Source organism: Oleiphilus messinensis (assembly GCF_002162375.1).
In the GTDB taxonomy this organism is placed as follows: Bacteria; Pseudomonadota; Gammaproteobacteria; order Pseudomonadales; family Oleiphilaceae; genus Oleiphilus; species Oleiphilus messinensis.
Genome location: NZ_CP021425.1, coordinates 5,115,033 through 5,133,261 on the forward strand (window position 1 = coordinate 5,115,033; position 18,229 = coordinate 5,133,261).

Genomic DNA, 18,229 nt, shown 5'->3' on the forward strand with positions numbered 1-18,229 from the left:
AGCGCAATCGGAGTAGCAGATCAGACCTTTGCAAGCACGTTATCGATCGCACACTTAACTTTGTCTTTAACGAGGTCCGCTGCATTGACGCTGACCCCCAGGTTATTCACCAGGCCGTTTTCAATTGCATAGATCCAGCCATGAACATAGAGCGGCTGCCCCCGCGCCCAGGCATCCTGAACAATGGTGGTCTGGGTGACGTGAGAAACCTGGGAAATCACATTTAATTCGCACAACAAATCGGTTTTCTGGCTAATCCCCTCAACTTGTTCCAACTGTGTTTGATATTTCTCCGCGATATCGCCTACATGCCGCAGCCAATTGTTGATCAATCCGATTTGTGATCCCTGAATCACAGCTCGCACACCACCACAGCCATAGTGGCCACAAACGATGATGTGTTTAACTTTAAGGACTTCAACGGCATATTGCACAACGGACAGGCAGTTCAAATCGGTATGGACCACCAGATTGGCAACATTCCTGTGCACAAACAACTCGCCCGGTAGCAGACCCACGATCTCATTCGCAGGAACCCGACTGTCCGAACAACCAATCCACAGGAATTCAGGGCTCTGCTGTTTCGAGAGCTTCTCGAAAAATTCAGGGTCTTCGTCGGTTATCTGAGCAGCCCATTTACGGTTATTCTCAATTAGTTCAGAAACCGGCATACAAACTTTTCCTATACTATTGCTGAAAGCATCAAGCTGGAGAGCATCAAGTAAGAATCTCCAGTCGACTCAAGACAAGAATGCACCACCTTTGAGCATTGATATCCCCTCAACCTATCCAGAATCGAGGCTCAAGGCAGTATTCAAATTATCCTTTTTATTGTCAACAAACAGTCACCCGCAACAGCATTTTCAACCTGAATTTCACTCGAACCTACCACTTAATCAGTAGTCTTGAAGACACAAAAAAGGGCGATCATTAAATGTCGCCCTAATATAAGTCAACGTTCGAAATCGCACTACGTAAGTGCATCAACTGATTTCGAACGTACCACCACTCAACAAAAGCGCTTCTGGAATGGTGGACGCTCAATTCAGATCAGGGGCAAAGTGACTGGTGCGCGGATAAAATCAGCGAAGCGGTTTCTTCCCAATTGATACATGCGTCGGTGATAGATACACCATACTCCAGATCATCCTTGTCCAGGTTCTGTCTACCCTCTTTCAGGAAGCTCTCAAGCATTACACCTTTAATCGCTGAAGTCTTCCGCACAGTCAATTGCGCCACAACATTCTCAAAAACAAGACCTTGTCTGGCGTGATCTTTACCTGAGTTTTCGTGACTGCAATCAATCACAATCGCCGCATGCAACCCCGCCTTGGATAATGCAGCTTCACAGCTGGCAACATTGTCAGCATCGTAATTCGGTCCACCTTTTCCACCCCGCAACACCACGTGTGCATCGGGGTTACCGGAGGTTTCAATCATCGCAATCTGACCTTGTCCATCCATGCCCAGAAACGAATGGGGCGACATAGCAGACTTGATGCCATTGAGCGCAATTTCGAGACTACCATCCGTCCCGTTTTTGAATCCGGTAGGCACTCCTAACCCGCTTACCATTTCCCGGTGAATTTGTGACTCACTCGTTCGCGCTCCAATTGCCACCCAGCTCAACAAATCGGAAAGGTAGGGCATGGCTAACGGATTCAACGCTTCAGTCGCAACCGGAAGACCCAGACCAGTCAACTCGAGCAACAGCGCCCGTGCGGACTTGAGTCCGGTTTCCATATCATGACTACCGTCCAAAGACGGGTCATACAACATCCCCTTCCAGCCCACGGTGGTACGAGGCTTTTCAAAATAACAGCGCATGACCAACAGCATTTTGTCTTCAACCTGCGCCTGCAGCATCTTAAGCTTTCGGCCATACTCGAGCGCCGCTTCAGGATCATGGAGAGAACATGGCCCGGTAATCACCATCAAACGGTCATCCGTACCATTCAGAATGGCTTCAATTTCCCGTCGATGGCCGGCCACCTGTTGCAAAAGCGCATCCGTTGCCAAAAGTTCGGATTTCAGGGTTTGCGGTGAAGGTAGCGGTCGGGCGGATTGTGACTGTGCAATATCAACTTGAGATATATCCCGCTGCTCAGTTATTTCTGTCGTTTGCAAAATTGCCATATTCGCTGTCATGTTCAGATTCTCTTTTCTCAATTGTTATCGTAAGCTGAATTTGCTGTATGTTCGTATTAAATGACACGGATCATGGCCACATTCTGAGCTCGGAAGTCAGTTTTTACAGTGTAATCAACACCGTTGTCGACTTTCCAAAGCTGCGAATGCGGCCTGGATAAATCGCCAACTGCAATAAAAACAACTACATCTATCCCTCATGTTTGCCTCTCAAATAAAACTCAATGGCATAAACGAAAAAACCCCGAAGGTTTTGCCTTCGGGGTTTTTAATCCGGGAGGCAGAACCAGCGGTCTGCCTTCCTATAATCTCGTCGATCGTTTTACAGGTAGCCTAACCGCGCAACACTAAAGCCGCTAAAGTAAAACTGCCACCAATAAAATCGTACGGTACGACTCGCGTTAACCAATTTACGCGCAAGCGAGTCTGCTGACTGTGTCGTACGTTCCTGGGCATCGTTGCCTTTGACCGTAGGCGCATCAGAGCGAATTGCTTGGGATAAAATTACACGGTTAACTGTTTTCATAGCGTCAGATCATACCGAACTCTCGATCAAAAAAAAACCACTTGTTTCAATTTTTTCCAACTTGGGCAAGTCCGGGCCATTAGCGACTTAGCTCCATCAAGATTTTCCGGGCGAGATTCAATCGCGCAGCCAGGTAATCAGTGCCCCCTCGATCGGGGTGACACTTTTGCATCAGACGTCTATGCGCTGTCGTGATTTCCTTATCGGTTGCCCCAGGTCGAAGCCCAAGAATATCGTATGCCTCCCGGACACTCATCCCATCCTGACTTGGTGACTGACTCTGATTGTTTGAAGCTCCGGAGTAGTTTCCACGCTGATAATGTTGACGCCAAATGCCACCTACTTTTTGATCCAGAAACGACTCAACACAGGTCACAGAGTCTTCATCACTTGCATGAGCTTGATCCAGCAATTCTAACAATTCCGTCACCGAGAGCGTGTCGATATCCTTTCCTTTGAATAGACCTGCAACCACTACACCCGATAATTTCTGAGTCAATACATCCCGGTTCATACACAACAAAGGGGTTACAAGCTGATGCTGTTGAGGGGCCGAGCCAAATTTCCCGGGCAAACCATTTGCCCAATTGCGCAACCCGGGAATATGACGGAATGCTAAAGAAACAAAAGGGAGAATCCGGCGCGCGAAAGGCAGCAATCCGGTAAAAATAGCCGCCAGAATATGTAATCTACCGGTAACCGTAAGCAGCACGAGCAATGAAATCAGTGCCCCGACGCCCCACTTGAACATCAGCTGTTTACGTTCTTCCGGTGATGCGGAACGCCACGCATGCCGCATCATAAACACCGCCAGCAATACCGCAGTGACAACAATCAATTTAAACATACAACCACTTTTGCCTCATCCAGGACTGCTTATCGACCATAATGACTCATCGCCACGCTCTCGCAAAGTCTATTGGTACCACACCGTTTTCATAAACCTGCTTAAACCTACTCAAGGTTTAAACGAGCCTATCCCTACAGCGCAGGGTGCGCGGAAAGCAAGGTAGTGCTTTCCTGAATCAAGTCGGGACTCATGCCCGGTCTACCATCAAGGCGAGCCTCAACGGAGTAACTAACCCGATTCACACGACGAAAGTGACGCCAGCCACTCAGAAAATCTAATGATTTTTCGAGTGGTTGGTACCAACGCTGAAGTTTGTGGTAATACTGATAACCCCCGAGCGCCATCCTTACAGGCGGATGCTCGGTCTTAACGGTACCCTTCGCGTTAATACCAATGAGTTGTTTTGGCGGCTTTTCTTTAAAGCCATAATGCCGACGACCAATCACTAGCGCGGCCCCATGGTGATCTGAAAAACCGTGTCGATCGCGATATTTCATCCGCCCCAGTAATGAGGTATAAGCAGGGTTGACGTGATAAAGGCGTATGCCGCGTTTTATGCTTTGCGTTTCAATCAAGTCCTTGATCTTACCGTAAGCAAAGGCATTCAACATGCGGGCATACTGAGGGTGATCCTGCTTTTGGTATTGCCGTTTCTTTTGCTGAAAATCCAGCTTTTCGATCACCACCGCTTTACCTTGCTGCGCGGCAAAATCCATCAGGTCTCGTACGGCATCCCCAATAATGGCTGACCGTTGAACATCATTCTTATAGTGTAGCGGTAAGTCAAACGTTCGGTGTTGCAGTGGGTTACCGTTTCGATCCAGCTCGACGACCGCTAAGTGGTCCGGGTTGACATCTACACCGATGACACCTTGGTCATCATCGATCCACTCTGCTTGCTCTGCTGGTCCTGCCACTTCCACGCTAACGAGTAACCGCCAACCTTTTTTGTCTCGTTTAAATCGAAAACTCAGGGGTTGCCCTTTGATTGATTTATCGTGTTTTTTAACCTGATTCTGCCAAACGGCTTGGGCAATAGCCGCCTTACCATGCTTGAATTGCAGGTGATCAATGTTAATGGTCGTGCCAAACGTGGCGCGTAATTGATGGGGCACAAAGAGTTTTAGCTGGTAAGCACCTTCTTGCTCACTGGGCGATAGCTGGGCATTTTGACAGCCCCAGGATTCGTCATGAGACCCCACCAAGAGAAATTCGCGGTGTCGTGCTTCGTGCCAGCGTTGTTTCCAGCCTTCAATGGCCGAACCCGTTTCTAACGCTTGACGCTCTTTCAGCAGCTTTCGACCACCAAAACAAATCGGTGTTTTGTTTTCCTGTTTTTCGGCCACCAAGGCGGACTGCTTTTGCTGCCAACGACGCAGTTTAACTTCCTTCTGTCGTAACCTGTTGCGAAGTTGTTTCGCCTGTTGCGGGCAGCCTTTCTCTGCAACATGATCACAGCGCTTATTTAGCTTGTTGAGCGTCTTCTCCAGCTGTTTGATTTTAACGTCCAGCGTCACCAGTCGGTTGTTTCGATTGGTTTGGTAAGACTGGATTAAGCCTTTAATGCTTTGCTGGACGCCTTGAAACACCCGATAGCTGAACGGCATCCCCATTTCATGCATAAACTGGGTACGATTCAATTGCTGGGCTTTAGGCTTTTGTAAGTTAGCAAACCAATGAAACTTCACTTGATTCCACAGCTCGGCATATTGGCATAATGCCGCATTCTGCTCATGAATCAAATCAAGCCGGGTTTCAAAGGTGAGAGTTTTCGTTGGCGTATCCACTAGGCGATGGCTCGTTGATTTTTACGACTACGTGAACCATGCAATCGCGCAATTTGAGTTTGCAAATCTTTTTTCTGATCATGAGAAGAGACGCGTGCATAACAGATCGTTCTGCGTTGCTCATTAGCAGTCGACTGACCACAAAAGGCTACAAGTTTATCAAGCGCGTAACGACGATGGCCACCCGGCGTACGGAAATCTGAGAAAAATCGTGAATCTTTTTCCCAACGACGAAGGGTGGAAACGGCCACACCCAGCAGAAAAGCGGCAGCGCCTATCGATAGAAATTCAGCCATAATCATGACCTCCATCCATGAGAAAACAATACTGTACAAGCTACTGTATATGAGTAGGTTTAGTCAAGTATTTAGTTAACTGTTAAAGCCCCGAGTGACAATTCAAAATCTGTAATGTGCACAAAAATAACTTGCCATCCCTAGCGTAAGCATCAAGTCCGATTTAGTATGGTGTCTTCAACGTGAATTGATACGACTTTGACTTGAGACCACATTATGATTGCTTACCAAGGCCACCAGGGCGCTTATTCCCATCTCTCTTGCCAGCATGTATTTCCAGACAGGGAAGCACGGGCCTGCAGTACGTTTATCGATGCCATGCAAATGGTGGAAAAAGGGCAAGCGGAGTTGGCCATGATTCCTGTGGAAAATTCGACAGCCGGTCGTGTTGAAGAAATCTACCGCTTGATTCCCAAGATGAGCTTACATATTGTGGGTGAACACTTTGAGCCCGTAAACCATTGTTTACTGGGGCTGCCTGGTGCACAACTTGACGCGCTCACTCAGGTTGCTTCTCACCCCCAAGCCCTGGCACAGTGCGCACAGAATATAAGACGTCTCAATTTGTATCCAAATGCCACGCTGGATACCGCCGGTGCAGCAAAAGAACTCAAGGAATCCGGGGATTATCACAGCGCCGCGATTGCATCAAGTCTTGCGGCAGAACTATATGGCCTGGAAATACTGGAGGAGAACTTTCAGGATATCAGCGGGAATACCACTCGGTTCATCATTCTGTCTCACACCCAGGCACTTCCGGCATACCAGGAAGGTGTTTCCTATATGACATCAATCATTTTTAAAGTCCGCAATATTCCTGCTGCGCTTTACAAAGCACTCGGCGGTTTCGCGACCAATGGTATCAATCTCGTCAAGCTGGAGAGTTACATGCCCGGTGGAACATTGAATTCAAGCCAGTTTCACGTCGATATCGAAGGCCACATCGAAGAGCGACCACTGCGACTTGCCATGGAAGAGCTCAACTTCTTCGCAGAAGATGTCAGGTTATTAGGTACCTACCGTGCGCACCATTTCAGAGCCAGCGTGAGCTATCATGATTAACGTGCGATAGCAGGACAGATGGTATCCGCTTTGCTTTACTGTTAATAACGTATGTACCCGAACCTGACCCACGAAGGCCGTAAAATGAACAATAACAGTGATCGCTCGTCCATCAATTTAAATGTTAGAGGCATTTTGCCCTCAGCAACACTCCGAATTAACGAACTGTCGAACAAGCTGAAAAGTGAAGGCAAGGAAATCTTCAAGCTCGGGCTGGGCCAGTCCCCTTTCCCGGTTCCTGAAGTGGTGGTTGAATCTTTACGCCAGCATGCCCACGAAAAAGACTACCTGCCGGTTATGGGATTAATGGCACTACGTCAGTCAATCGCTGAGTACATGAGCCGGGTGCAGCACATATCGCGCCGTGCAGAAGACATCATTATTGGTCCGGGCTCCAAGGAATTACTGTTTATCATGCAAATGGCCTACTACGGTGACTTGCTCATTCCCAGACCAAGCTGGGTTTCCTATGCTCCACAGGCTCGCCTGCTGGGCAGAAGCGTATACTGGCTGCCCACCGGACCGGAAAACAACTGGCAATTGACCGCGGATGAGCTGGATCTGGTCTGCCGGGATGACCCCACCCGACCACGCATTTTGATCCTCAACTATCCATCCAACCCCACCGGTTGTACTTACACGGATGACCAACTGCTTGAACTGGCTTATGTTGCGCGCAAGTACAATATTGTATTGCTGTCAGATGAAATCTACGGCGAAACCCGCTACGACGGCGAACACAAATCCATTGCTCGCTACTACCCGGAAGGCACTATTATCAGTACCGGATTAAGCAAATGGTGCGGTGCCGGGGGTTGGCGTCTGGGTGCCTTTATATTTCCTCAAGAACTGAAGCCACTGCAGGAGGCCATGGCCATTATCGCAAGCGAAACATTCACAGCGACATCGGCCCCCATTCAATATGCTGCCATTCGCGCCTTTCAAGGTGGCGAAGAAATCGATAATTACCTCGCAACATCGCGCAGGGTGCTTGCCGCGCTCGGTGAGTTCATTTACACAAAACTGTCTCAGATGCAGGTTAAGCTGAATCGACCGGAAGGCGGTTTTTATGTATTCCCTGATTTTGATCACTACCGACAGGATCTGGCAAAGCACAATATACTCACCAGTGCCTCACTCTGTAATCGTCTGCTTGAAGACACCGGCATCGCTATGTTACCGGCAAGCGACTTTGGCTTCACGCCGGACACATTGATATCCCGGATCGCCTTTGTTGACTTTGACGGCCAGGCGGCCATTCAGGCAGCGGATAGCATTGGCAATGATACCCCCTTGGATGAGTCATTTATCATCGAGAACTGCCCAAAAATTGCGACTGCTTTGACCAAAATGGAAGCCTGGTTCAAAGGGCTCTAATAATTCAAAGGACTCTAATGTTTCAAAGAACTCTAAAGCTTCAAATCACTCGAATCTTTCAAAGCACTACAAAATGAAGCGACGTTTCAGCTCAGGATTGGTTTAATAACAGGACAAAGAAGAGAACAGGATAGACTATGGGACACGATAACCTGCACGAGATTTCGATCTTTGCCGTTGACCTCGCTATGCGTGCGGGAGAGCTCATCAAACAAGGTCGACAACGGGGCAACCTGGAACAGCACTACAAATCAGGCCAGGAACTCGTTACAGAAATGGATCTGAAAGTGGATGAGATGATCAACAAACACATCCGCAAAATTTACCCGGATCACCGTATTTTATCCGAAGAGACTAATCCTGACCTGACCTTGGCGGAAGACCTTGAAGACCCAATCTGGATCATCGATCCAATCGATGGCACCGTAAATTACGCGTATAACCACCACCAGGTCGCCATATCGATTGCTTTCGCAACCGGTGGAAAGGTTCAGGTCGGGGTTGTACACTGCCCTTTCCAAAACGAAACCTTTCAGGCTATTGCAGGTGGACAGGCCATGTTGAATCACCGGCCAATCAAACCCAGCGCATCCATGTCACTTGAAACCTCATTGATTGGTACCGGTTTTCCCTATCAGAAGAACGAAATAGCAGGCTTGATTCTGCGATTGAAGTCGGTGCTCTCGAGCTGCCGCGATATTCGCCGAATCGGCTCTGCGGCAATCGATATCTGCTGGGTTGCAATGGGACGACTGGATGGCTACTACGAATCTCTGAGCCCGTGGGACTTCGCTGCGGCGCAACTTATTGCCAGGACAGCAGGGGCACAATGTGGCCACATCTATCCGCCCCCCGAAGGCATTAACCCGGAATTATTCGACCGGGATCTTCTGATCACCAACCCTCATATCCATGAACCATTGCGTGACCTTCTCATCGCCGCAGACGAAGCGGCTCAATAAGAACACCTTGTTCAACTACTCATAATCTCCGCGGCGCAGTGCTTCGAGTTGCGCCGTCAGTTCGCCAGAATCCTTAAGCTGCTGCAAGCCCTCATTAAACCACTGCAGCCAGCGCTCACTGTTAGGGTTGTTGCGGGGGAAGATTAAATGCAAAGGGTTTGAATGGAGCGGCTTGGGGTGATGGGTCAGCAGTGCCGCATCCTCGGGTGGAAACAGTTTGCGAATCATGGAATACCCGACCTGAAGGTCCTGGGGAAAAACATGAGTTCGCCCTTTTATCAGCACAAAAAAGTTACTTTCATCCCGGGCAACACGATGGACTTTAAAAAAACCGTCCGCTTCATATTGTTCAAACATCTCGCCGTAATAATACCCCAGGGTTGCACCGATATTTAACCCCTCAAGATCCCGCAGCTGCTTCCAGTCAAAATCGAAATCCTTTCGATGAAAAAAGACCTGTTTGCCATCCATAATCGGATCACTGCAAAAGTACAGTTTTTCTCGTTCTGGTGAACAATAATAGGGCATCGTGGCATGAAACTCACCATCCAGCACCATTTGATAACCCCGGGGCCATGGCAGGTAACGATACTGGACACGAATCCCGTGCGTGGAAAAAATACGGGTAATTATTTGCGCAATTGCACCATGTCCCAAGTAAGACTCTGAAACATAGGGTACCCACTCCCCGGTTGCAATCTTGAGCACGTTCGCATCAGAGCTGGAGGCAGTGCGCTGCAACGTGGCCGACCTGAGATCGGCATCCTCAGCAACTGCAGTTTGCCAACAAAACAGTATGCAGACTAGCAACGGGCCGACAAGACGGCTGAACAGCCACTTGCGGTTCACACGCACAAACAACCGGGTCAGATCGCCACCTTTGGGTTTAGCGTTTTCAAATACGCTTCCATCACAATGCACAAACACTTAACCCTGCCCTCATTACCCACAACGTCCAAAGTATACTGTGTTTAAAAACGAATGCCCGGAAGGTTTTGGCAATTTAGTAAAAATCGATGCGCCTAAAAAAACGTACCATCAATTGGCGAGGAGGCACTTGCATACAACTTTCTGGCCATTCGTCCTGCTCTGTACGCATCACGACCACTTTCCACAGCGCGTTTCATGGCCCGGGCCATAAGCAAGGGATTCTGCGCTGCAGCAATTGCAGTATTCATCAGTACACCGTCGCAGCCCAGCTCCATCGCGATAGTTGCATCTGAAGCGGTTCCCACGCCGGCATCAACCAGGACAGGCACCTTGGCATTCTCAAGGATCATCTTGATGTTATAAGGATTACGAATACCCAACCCCGATCCAATTGGTGCCCCCAATGGCATAACCGCGACACACCCCATCGCTTCAAGCCGGGCAGCAATAAGTGGGTCATCGTTGGTATAAACCATAACCTTAAAGCCATCATTGACCAAGGCTTCTGCGGCCACCAATGTCTCGGTCACATCAGGGTACAACGTTTTTTCATCACCTAACACTTCCAACTTCACCAGGTCATGACCATCCAGCAATTCACGGGCCAATTTGCAGGTACGGATCGCATCTTTTGCGGTGTAACAACCTGCTGTATTCGGCAGAATAGTGTATCGATCAGGCGGGATCACATCGAGCAGGTTCGGCTCATCCGGATTTTGGCCAATATTGGTTCGCCGAACCGCAACAGTGACGATTTCTGCCCCGCTCGCCTCAATACACAAGCGAGTCTCTTCCAGGTCTCTGTATTTTCCCGTGCCAACCAGCAATCGGGAGCTGTAAGTTTTACCCGCAACAGTCAACAAATCCTGCGCCTCAGCTTGGGCAATCATCTCATTACTCAATGTTCTCTCCTGCAGTAAGCAAATAATTCAGGTTATATTTTTTAAAGCCGATCCGGCACTGGTGGACACCAGAAACGAATTAACCGCCTCCGATGGCTTGCACAACTTCCACTATATCGCCATCTTGTATCAGGTGCTGCTCGTGAAGGCTTCGGGTCACGATATCCATATTCACTTCAACGGCCACACGGGCATTCTCAAGCGCCATTTGTTTCAGCAATGCAGCAATGCTCAAGGGTGCGTCAAAAGACATGGAGTCACCATTGACGGTAACCTCGATTTTTTGAATATGGGAAACTTCAGGGTTCATAACTCACTCCTTCCGGCAACCCGGGTCTGTTGAATAAAGCGCCAGATCACAGCCAGAAATAAAATTAACCAGCCAAACATAAGCAACATGCCACCCATCGGGGTGACGGGTGACACCATTTCAGCAAATCCGGTTCCCGGAAATGCAACTCGGATGTAGAGCGTGACACTAAAACCGAAGATTCCAGCACAAAAACAAACGAAAACACCCCACAACATAAAGCTCGACTGTCTCAGGTAAGGCCAGAGACTGCCAACGAGGAGTAAAGCCAGACTATGATAGAAATGGTATTGATTCGCAGTCTGCCAACGCCCGGCATCGACCGAGTCAGACGCAACCAAATGGGCACCAACGGCACCGGCCACGACGGCAACCAATGCGAACAAACTTCCTGCAGCAAAACAAAATCCCTGCAGTGAACTCAAGCGAGCTTCAACATTCACAAGCTACTTTTTCCCCTGTATCTATGTTCACCAGAGTCAAGCAGCCCCCCCAGACACAACCGGTATCCAGTGCCATAAAGCGCTCAGACCCGGTGCTTCCCTGCAACGCCGCCCAGTGACCAAAAACAATACGACCGTTGTCTGATCTGGGCAGACTATACCAGGGTACATAACCTTCAGGGGCATTTTCGGGTTCGTTCTTTGCGTTGAGCTCAAGCGCCCCCTCACGGGAGATAAAACGCATGCGGGTCAGATAGTTGGTAATGACACGCAATCGATCCATTCCGGTCAATGAGTCATGCCAGATTTCCGGTTGATCGCCATACATGGCTTGAAAGTAGGCTCCAGCTTCTGGACCTCTGAGAACCTCACTTACTTCGTCCGCATATTGGCAAGCCGCGTCGAAAGACCAGATATGGGGGATACCGGCATGGGCAACAAGAATGTTCCGGCCAGGATCAAAGTAGACTAACGGTTGCCGCTTTAACCAGGTCAACAATTCCTCAGCGTCTGGAGCGGAAAAAATATCCTCCAACGTGTCCTTGCGTTTCAGTTTGTGCCCACCGTAGGCAATGGCTAACAGGTGCAAGTCATGGTTGCCCAGAACGGTGATTGCAGCATCGCCCAAGGATTTGATCAAACGCAGACTTTCGAGGGATTTCGGGCCTCTATTGACGATATCGCCAACGCACCAGAGCGTATCACACTCAGGATCAAAACCGACTTGATCCAACACATTCCGGAGTGCGTCATAACACCCCTGAATATCACCTACTGCATAGGTTGCCACACAAACACTCCTGCAAATTAGATTAATGCATCACTGATCACTGCAAATTCCGCCAGGCTGAGCTTCTCGGCACGTAGACCAGGATCAATGCCCAGGTCTTCCAGCTGATTCGCTGAAATCATCCCGCCCAGAGAATTGCGGATTGTTTTACGGCGCATGTTGAATGCTGACGAAACAACTTGATTCAGTTTTACGGGGTCTTTGACTTCAATGGGTTTTTCGGTATGGGGGATCAAACGGACAATGGCCGAATCCACTTTAGGTCGCGGTTTGAATGCACCCGGCGGCACAATAAAGAGGGGTTGTACCCGGCAATAGTACTGCAACATGATACCGAGTTTGCCATATGCTTTTTCACCCGGAGCCGCCGCCATGCGCTCTACAACTTCTTTTTGCAGCATGAAATGCATATCCTGAATCGAACGCTCGTGTTCCAGGATTTTGAAAATTAACGGGGTCGAAATATTGTAAGGCAGATTGCCAACCATTCTCAGTTTGTAATCCCCTTTGACAAGGGTCTCGTAGTCAAACTTAAGGGCATCACCTTCATGAATCTCAAAGTTGCTGTGATTAAAAAATTTGGTGCGCAGAATGGGGATTAAATCGCGATCCAGCTCCACGACATCAAGATGCCCCTCCGTTGCATCCAGCAAGTGTTCCGTGATTGCCCCCAGACCGGGACCGATCTCGACAATATGATCCCCGGGTTTGGGGTTAATCGAGCGGATGATGTTATCAATGATATTGGCATCATGGAGAAAATTCTGACCAAACCGTTTTCTTGCCTGATGCCCGGGGGGCGCTGCACTCATGAACTTACCTAATTAATACAATTGCTGACGTTTAAATCTGAACAAAGTTTAAATCTAAACAACTCTTTGTTTTATCCCTGCACAACTCGTTATTTTTTCCTGAAATGCACCGAACCATGCAGAATACACAGTTAACTCAATGAATACGGCAAATTTGCTGACATTTCCAGTGCAACCGTGATCGCGGTCTGCAAGCTCCCGGTGTCTGCATCGCCGCTGCCTGCCAAATCAAACGCCGTGCCGTGATCCACAGAGGTTCGGATAAAAGGTAACCCCAGGGTGATGTTTACGGCATTGCCAAAACCTTTATATTTTAGCACGGGCAAGCCCTGATCATGGTACATCGCCAAAACCGCATCCGCCTGCGCTAGCCATTTTGGGGTAAATAACGTATCCGCAGGCAACGGCCCGATCAGTTCCGCGCCCTGATTTCGAAAGTGATCAAGCACGGGCTCGATTACATCAATTTCTTCCCGCCCCATATGCCCGCCTTCACCGGCATGAGGGTTCAGACCTGCTACAAGAATGCGGGGCGTCTGTATTCCAAACCAGGTTTTCATGTCCGAAATCAGAATCGACAGCACTTGAGAGAGGCGTTCCTGGGTGAGGGCCGTTGAGACCAACTTCAAGGGAATATGAGTCGTCGCCAGGGCCACTCGGAGCCCTTCTGTCGCCAGCATCATGACGACTCGCTCACGACCGGCCAGGTGTTGCAGAAACTCAGTATGTCCTGTAAAGCTGATTCCTGCTTCATTGATCACCCCTTTATGTAAGGGGCCCGTAACCAAAGCTGAAAATTCTCGGCGCTGGCAACCGTTAACAGCCTGACGCAAGGTATCCAGAAGATATTGTGCGTTCGCCGTTTGGGGCACTCCGGGCTCAACCTGAACTGCCATTGCTACCGGATAGACCGTTAGCACACCTTGCCCGAAACAAGGCCGCTCGCCTCGTTGATAATGTCTGATTTCACAGGGCATTCCCAATTCCTCGGCCCGTCGAGTCAGCATTTCAGGATCCGCGATCAAAATAATATCATCTCGCAGGTGCGCGCTCTGGGCGAGCTGAATACAAAGGTCTGGCCCGATTCCAGCCGGTTCGCCCGGTGTAATCGCCAACAGCGCCCTTTTTTCACGACTTGATGTCAATGTATGCCTCACCCTTGATTTCAAGCAACCATTTCTGCAATTCAATCTCGTACTTACGCTGTTGCAAAACCTCGCGTGCCTGGCTGGCCTGGATTTCTTCACCAAGATCTTTTTCCCGTTGATCCTGAACCTCAAGAATATGCCAACCAAATTCGCTACGGAAAGGCGCGCTGAGTTCACCGGCTTTGGTTTGCAGCATGACCTGTTCGAACTCTGGAACCATTTCCCCTGGGCTAACCCACCCCAGGTCTCCCCCACTTACGCCGGAAATAGGGTCTTCGGATTCTGATTTTGCCAATTCGGCAAATGCCCCACCGTTCTGGATTTTCCGGTAGATATCCTCAATTTTGGCTTTCGCTTCCTGCTCGGTGCGAATCTCGCTGGGTTTAATCAGAATATGTCTTACTTTCCGTTGCTCGACTAACTGGGATTGCCCGCCACGTTTTTCAAGCACACTGACCAGATGAAAACCACTTGCCGTTTTCAACGGCCGACTGACCTGTCCGACGGCGAGTTGGGGTACAACATCCGAAGCTAACGATGGCAATTCATTTTCTTTTCGCCAGCCGATCACACCGCCGTCCAAAGCATTGCGTCCTTCCGAGCGTGCCACAGCCATTTTCTGGAAATCTGCTGCAGATTTGATTTGATCTGCAATCGCCTGGACTTCTGCCAACTTCATTTCAATGACCGAATCAGGGGCACCTTCCGGAACAGTGATCAAGATGTGACCTAACAGATATTCAGTTGCGGTTCGATTTTTGCCCACAGAGGATTGCAAATAGTTTTCTACTTCAGAATCCGTAACCCGAACCCGTCCGCCAACCCGACGCTGTTGCACACGACTGATCAGTAACTCTCGTCGAATTTGCTCCCGGGCCTCAAGAAAGGAGACGCCTTCGCTTTTCAATGCTTCTTCAAACTCGGCCAGACTATAACCACTCCGCCCGGCGATATTGGCCATTGTCTCAGCCAGCTGGGCATCAGAGATCCGTAAACCTTCCCGGTCAGCCATCTGTAATTGAATCTGCTCCAGTATCAATTGTTCAAGCACCCGTTGACGCATTACATCTGCGGGCGGCAAAGGTGTATTCTGGGCATTAAGACGCGCGGTAATGGTCGTCATCCTGCTTTTCAATTCTGACTGTGAAACGATACCGTCTTCAACAATCGCCAATACACTATCAATGGCTTCATAGGCACTGAATGCCTGAGCACTGTAGAAAAGAACGGAAACCCCTAGTGGTAACCACTTCATTCTCCCCACCAAACCTGCCAGTTTTTTAGTTGACGAATTTTGCTTCATTTTTTCCCCTGCACATCGCTCACTGATCATGCGCGTTTAGTTCATTCGTTCTTCGCGTTCGGAGAACCCGTTTATAGCGGCATCAATTCCGGCCCAGGAGCCGCTGGTCAACCCGGAAAGCCGACTTAATTCAAAGCGCAGCAGCAATCGGTTATCCACCTCCTGATCTGAAGTCAGATAACTGTGATTCAAGACCTGCACCCGCCAGCAACAACTACTGTATTCCAGCCCGGCAACCGTTCCAATCGTACGGCTGTCAGCCAATTCATAGAACCAGCGCCCGAACAAGGCCACCTGATCTCCAATCGGCACAATAGCCGAAATATCAGATTGTTCCAGCTCACCTTCCAGATACCGGTGACCAATATTCAGGACATACTCATAATCCGGTGAATGCACCTGCAACCGGGTAGAGCCCTCGGTCGTATTATCATTGCGAGCGTCCCACAAACCACCAATCCGCAGGGCCATCCAGTCGTTAGGTTCAATCACAGCCTCCCCGGCAATCAGGGAGTCTGTGCGCACATCCGTGCCCCGACCTTTCAAGTCGACCCGGCGATCCTCAAAATAATAAATCTGCCCCAGACTAATACTCGCGCGCTGAATACCGTTTGCCAACTCTGAAAAACGAGAGGTTACGGCGACAGTCAAGCGGTTATTATCACCAACCCGATCCTGTCCCGAGAAACGGTCTTCCTGGAACAATTGGTTGAAGCGGAATGATTTCAGATCCGTATCAAAATCGGGATAATCCGATTGATCTTTATGGGGGGAGTATACATAGAACAAACGGGGTTCCAGAGACTGGCTGAATGATTCACCACCGATGCGCAAGGTACGATCAAAAAACAGTCCGGAGTCCATTGAGACAAAGGGTACCGTTCGACTCAAATGATCATCGACATCAGCTTCCTGATCATCCAGCAAGTAATCAGTCTGATCCAGCCTTACAGCCGTTTTCCAGAACCCCCATTCTTCCCGCATTGGTAACGACACGGAGGGGCTCAGCCACAAGCGCTGGCCATTGACCCGGTCAGCCCCTTGCAACTCGTCATTGTCCCGGTAGAAGAAAGCGTACATGGAGTCCAGGCGATAATCCAACTCGGCCTCGGAATCGACGAATTCAAAGCTGATCTCGGGCAAACGGGCGTAAGGCTTGTCCACCTCTGCAATGGTGTCATCAATCGTTTGATACCCTTGCAACGTACCATACAGATGCCAGCGATCCCCCTGACTTTCAACCTGCCACTGCCGATTCAAATGAGTCTGCTCTTCGATATTCAAGGTGCGATTCAAATCAGACAGATAGTCATCATCGCTGATGGCTTTCACTTCGATTGATGAACTGAAACCATAAGGTAATCCCGCCTGCTGGTTAAATCCGAAGGCCCACCGCTCCCCTTTTTTACTCGGGAAACTTCGCGCAAATTCATCATCTTCATAGATGTAGCCCAAGGACATTTCTGTATAACTGAACCGGTTGAGGTAACGCCCCTCTATTTCAGTCAACAGCCCACGACCATGCATATATTGTGGCGCGATTGTCGCATCGTAATTGGGCGCAAGATTCAAATAATAAGGCGTACTGAGGTACATACCGGTTCCGGCATTCGAGGTACCGATGGACGGGTATAAAAACCCGGTTTTCCGGCGGTCATCAATCGGAAATGAGAAATAAGGGAAATAGGCAACCGGGATATCCTTGATGCGAAACACGGCATGTTTCGCGACACCAAAACCTTCTTTGCGGTCGAGATCGATACTTGCCGCTTCCAACGCCCAGTCGTTATTGTCTGGAGGGCAAGTCGTAAAATAACCATTTTGAATTGCCAAATGCTCGGTACCGGTGCTTTCGACGACCTCCGCCGACCCTCGCATTTTATTTGCGTGATACAAATAATCTGCACCGGTAATACTGAAGTAATCCTGATTCATATCGTAACGAACCTGCTCACCTGTTAGTGTGAACACGGGCGCTCTGAGTAAAATGTTGCCCTTCAACTCAGCCTGTTCGTTTTTTCGATCCAGGGTTGCCCAATCCCCCCGTAAAAAGAAATTGCCCTGCCACACCTCGACATCACCGTGCAGGGTCGCGCCTTTCTCGAGAAAACTCTCACTGGTTTTTGCTGAAACATGCACCGCAGCTGGATTATCCAGGGTGATTGACGGCGCGGACAACAGGTAGTTGGGCACACGGTAATCACCGCCACAATAAGCAGGCACCGCTGCGCGTTCCGCTTCCGTCAATGCATAGTATGGCACCCAGTCCAGCTCTGCCGCAGAACGCTTGTCTGTTGCCACGTCCTGACTCGAGGCAGAAGCTTCCTGCGCTACGAGGGATGATGCGCACAGTAATGTGGAGAACAATGTCGAGGAGAACACGGTTAAAGAAAACAATGGGGCAGCCCTGGACCGCGCAGATCGGCAAACAGAGGCAGATCCTCCAGCCTCTTCGGACCGCAACAGGTTCCAACCTGTTCGAAACAAAACAAATGAAGTGCTACCCGCGACGGATCGTGCGCGACTTAGCCATAGTCTGATCAATATCATGTTGCCTGCTGGTGAGTTATAATTCCGCAGTGT

At 49.4% G+C, this 18,229-nt stretch carries 18 protein-coding genes; 3 read left to right on the forward strand and 15 right to left on the reverse strand.

Annotated elements, in window-relative coordinates:
- Positions 1-20: 20 nt before the first annotated feature.
- The 6 genes from can to OLMES_RS22280 all read right to left on the reverse strand — a co-directional run bounded on the left by can (position 21) and on the right by OLMES_RS22280 (position 5,607).
- Positions 21-671, reverse strand: a complete 651-nt coding sequence (can, locus tag OLMES_RS22255; RefSeq protein WP_087463273.1) for a carbonate dehydratase — start codon at positions 669-671, stop codon at positions 21-23.
- A 379-nt stretch (positions 672-1,050) separates the two neighbouring features.
- The gene (locus tag OLMES_RS22260; protein ID WP_232465177.1) at positions 1,051-2,148 is read right to left on the reverse strand and encodes a 3-deoxy-7-phosphoheptulonate synthase; all 1,098 of its coding nucleotides are present in this window, start codon (positions 2,146-2,148) and stop codon (positions 1,051-1,053) included.
- Between the two features lie 322 nt (positions 2,149-2,470).
- Positions 2,471-2,674: a hypothetical protein gene (locus tag OLMES_RS22265; protein ID WP_087463274.1), complete on the reverse strand. Its 204-nt coding sequence runs from the start codon at positions 2,672-2,674 to the stop codon at positions 2,471-2,473.
- A 79-nt stretch (positions 2,675-2,753) separates the two neighbouring features.
- Entirely contained in the window at positions 2,754-3,521 is a 768-nt protein-coding gene (locus OLMES_RS28700; protein ID WP_087463275.1) for a J domain-containing protein, read from the reverse strand.
- A 134-nt stretch (positions 3,522-3,655) separates the two neighbouring features.
- Positions 3,656-5,311, reverse strand: a complete 1,656-nt coding sequence (locus OLMES_RS22275) for an IS200/IS605 family accessory protein TnpB-related protein (RefSeq protein ID WP_087463276.1) — start codon at positions 5,309-5,311, stop codon at positions 3,656-3,658.
- Complete coding sequence (locus OLMES_RS22280) at positions 5,311-5,607, reverse strand: MerR family DNA-binding transcriptional regulator (RefSeq protein WP_087464619.1); 297 nt, start codon at positions 5,605-5,607, stop codon at positions 5,311-5,313. The genes OLMES_RS22275 and OLMES_RS22280 overlap by 1 nt, the downstream gene beginning before the upstream one ends.
- 216 nt (positions 5,608-5,823) lie before the next feature.
- On the opposite strand from OLMES_RS22280, the gene OLMES_RS22285 reads away from it, so the two are divergent.
- The 3 genes from OLMES_RS22285 to OLMES_RS22295 all read left to right on the forward strand — a co-directional run bounded on the left by OLMES_RS22285 (position 5,824) and on the right by OLMES_RS22295 (position 9,008).
- Positions 5,824-6,669, forward strand: coding sequence for a prephenate dehydratase (locus OLMES_RS22285; protein WP_087463277.1), 846 nt, complete (start codon positions 5,824-5,826; stop codon positions 6,667-6,669).
- An 84-nt stretch (positions 6,670-6,753) separates the two neighbouring features.
- Positions 6,754-8,046 carry a pyridoxal phosphate-dependent aminotransferase gene (locus tag OLMES_RS22290; RefSeq protein WP_087464620.1) on the forward strand — a complete coding sequence of 431 codons (1,293 nt, stop codon included), beginning with the start codon at positions 6,754-6,756 and terminating at the stop codon, positions 8,044-8,046.
- A gap of 137 nt (positions 8,047-8,183) precedes the next feature.
- A complete protein-coding gene (locus OLMES_RS22295; protein WP_087463278.1) occupies positions 8,184-9,008 on the forward strand; it encodes an inositol monophosphatase family protein in 825 nt (274 codons plus the stop codon).
- A gap of 15 nt (positions 9,009-9,023) precedes the next feature.
- Here the strand turns inward: OLMES_RS22295 and OLMES_RS22300 are convergent, their stop codons facing one another.
- From OLMES_RS22300 to OLMES_RS22340, 9 genes are all read right to left on the reverse strand, one after another.
- Positions 9,024-9,935, reverse strand: a complete 912-nt coding sequence (locus OLMES_RS22300; protein WP_087463279.1) for a substrate-binding periplasmic protein — start codon at positions 9,933-9,935, stop codon at positions 9,024-9,026.
- A gap of 95 nt (positions 9,936-10,030) precedes the next feature.
- Complete coding sequence (locus OLMES_RS22305; protein ID WP_087463280.1) at positions 10,031-10,828, reverse strand: thiazole synthase; 798 nt, start codon at positions 10,826-10,828, stop codon at positions 10,031-10,033.
- Between the two features lie 91 nt (positions 10,829-10,919).
- The gene (thiS, locus tag OLMES_RS22310) at positions 10,920-11,150 is read right to left on the reverse strand and encodes a sulfur carrier protein ThiS (RefSeq protein WP_087463281.1); all 231 of its coding nucleotides are present in this window, start codon (positions 11,148-11,150) and stop codon (positions 10,920-10,922) included.
- A complete protein-coding gene (locus OLMES_RS22315) occupies positions 11,147-11,593 on the reverse strand; it encodes a DUF423 domain-containing protein (protein ID WP_087463282.1) in 447 nt (148 codons plus the stop codon). Before OLMES_RS22315 ends, thiS begins: the two co-directional genes overlap by 4 nt.
- Positions 11,583-12,383 (reverse strand): symmetrical bis(5'-nucleosyl)-tetraphosphatase, encoded by an 801-nt coding sequence (locus OLMES_RS22320; protein WP_087463283.1) that lies wholly within the window; start codon positions 12,381-12,383, stop codon positions 11,583-11,585. Before OLMES_RS22320 ends, OLMES_RS22315 begins: the two co-directional genes overlap by 11 nt.
- 17 nt (positions 12,384-12,400) lie before the next feature.
- Positions 12,401-13,195, reverse strand: coding sequence for a 16S rRNA (adenine(1518)-N(6)/adenine(1519)-N(6))-dimethyltransferase RsmA (rsmA, locus tag OLMES_RS22325; protein ID WP_087463284.1), 795 nt, complete (start codon positions 13,193-13,195; stop codon positions 12,401-12,403).
- 131 nt (positions 13,196-13,326) lie between these two features.
- Positions 13,327-14,340 (reverse strand): 4-hydroxythreonine-4-phosphate dehydrogenase PdxA, encoded by a 1,014-nt coding sequence (gene pdxA / locus OLMES_RS22330; protein WP_232465178.1) that lies wholly within the window; start codon positions 14,338-14,340, stop codon positions 13,327-13,329.
- Positions 14,324-15,646, reverse strand: coding sequence for a peptidylprolyl isomerase (locus tag OLMES_RS22335; RefSeq protein ID WP_198343081.1), 1,323 nt, complete (start codon positions 15,644-15,646; stop codon positions 14,324-14,326). The genes pdxA and OLMES_RS22335 overlap by 17 nt, the downstream gene beginning before the upstream one ends.
- A 36-nt stretch (positions 15,647-15,682) precedes the next feature.
- Positions 15,683-17,947: an LPS-assembly protein LptD gene (locus OLMES_RS22340; RefSeq protein ID WP_198343082.1), complete on the reverse strand. Its 2,265-nt coding sequence runs from the start codon at positions 17,945-17,947 to the stop codon at positions 15,683-15,685.
- Positions 17,948-18,229: the final 282 nt, after the last annotated feature.

Coding starts and splice junctions, on each gene's coding strand:
- can (WP_087463273.1), bottom strand. CDS start 671: ATGCCGGTTTCTGAACTAATTGAGAATAACCGTAAATGGGCTGCTCAG.
- OLMES_RS22260 (WP_232465177.1), bottom strand. CDS start 2,148: ATGACAGCGAATATGGCAATTTTGCAAACGACAGAAATAACTGAGCAG.
- OLMES_RS22265 (WP_087463274.1), bottom strand. CDS start 2,674: ATGAAAACAGTTAACCGTGTAATTTTATCCCAAGCAATTCGCTCTGAT.
- OLMES_RS28700 (WP_087463275.1), bottom strand. CDS start 3,521: ATGTTTAAATTGATTGTTGTCACTGCGGTATTGCTGGCGGTGTTTATG.
- OLMES_RS22280 (WP_087464619.1), bottom strand. CDS start 5,607: ATGGCTGAATTTCTATCGATAGGCGCTGCCGCTTTTCTGCTGGGTGTG.
- OLMES_RS22285 (WP_087463277.1), top strand. CDS start 5,824: ATGATTGCTTACCAAGGCCACCAGGGCGCTTATTCCCATCTCTCTTGC.
- OLMES_RS22290 (WP_087464620.1), top strand. CDS start 6,754: ATGAACAATAACAGTGATCGCTCGTCCATCAATTTAAATGTTAGAGGC.
- OLMES_RS22295 (WP_087463278.1), top strand. CDS start 8,184: ATGGGACACGATAACCTGCACGAGATTTCGATCTTTGCCGTTGACCTC.
- OLMES_RS22305 (WP_087463280.1), bottom strand. CDS start 10,828: ATGATTGCCCAAGCTGAGGCGCAGGATTTGTTGACTGTTGCGGGTAAA.
- thiS (WP_087463281.1), bottom strand. CDS start 11,150: ATGAACCCTGAAGTTTCCCATATTCAAAAAATCGAGGTTACCGTCAAT.
- rsmA (WP_087463284.1), bottom strand. CDS start 13,195: ATGAGTGCAGCGCCCCCCGGGCATCAGGCAAGAAAACGGTTTGGTCAG.
- OLMES_RS22335 (WP_198343081.1), bottom strand. CDS start 15,646: ATGAAGCAAAATTCGTCAACTAAAAAACTGGCAGGTTTGGTGGGGAGA.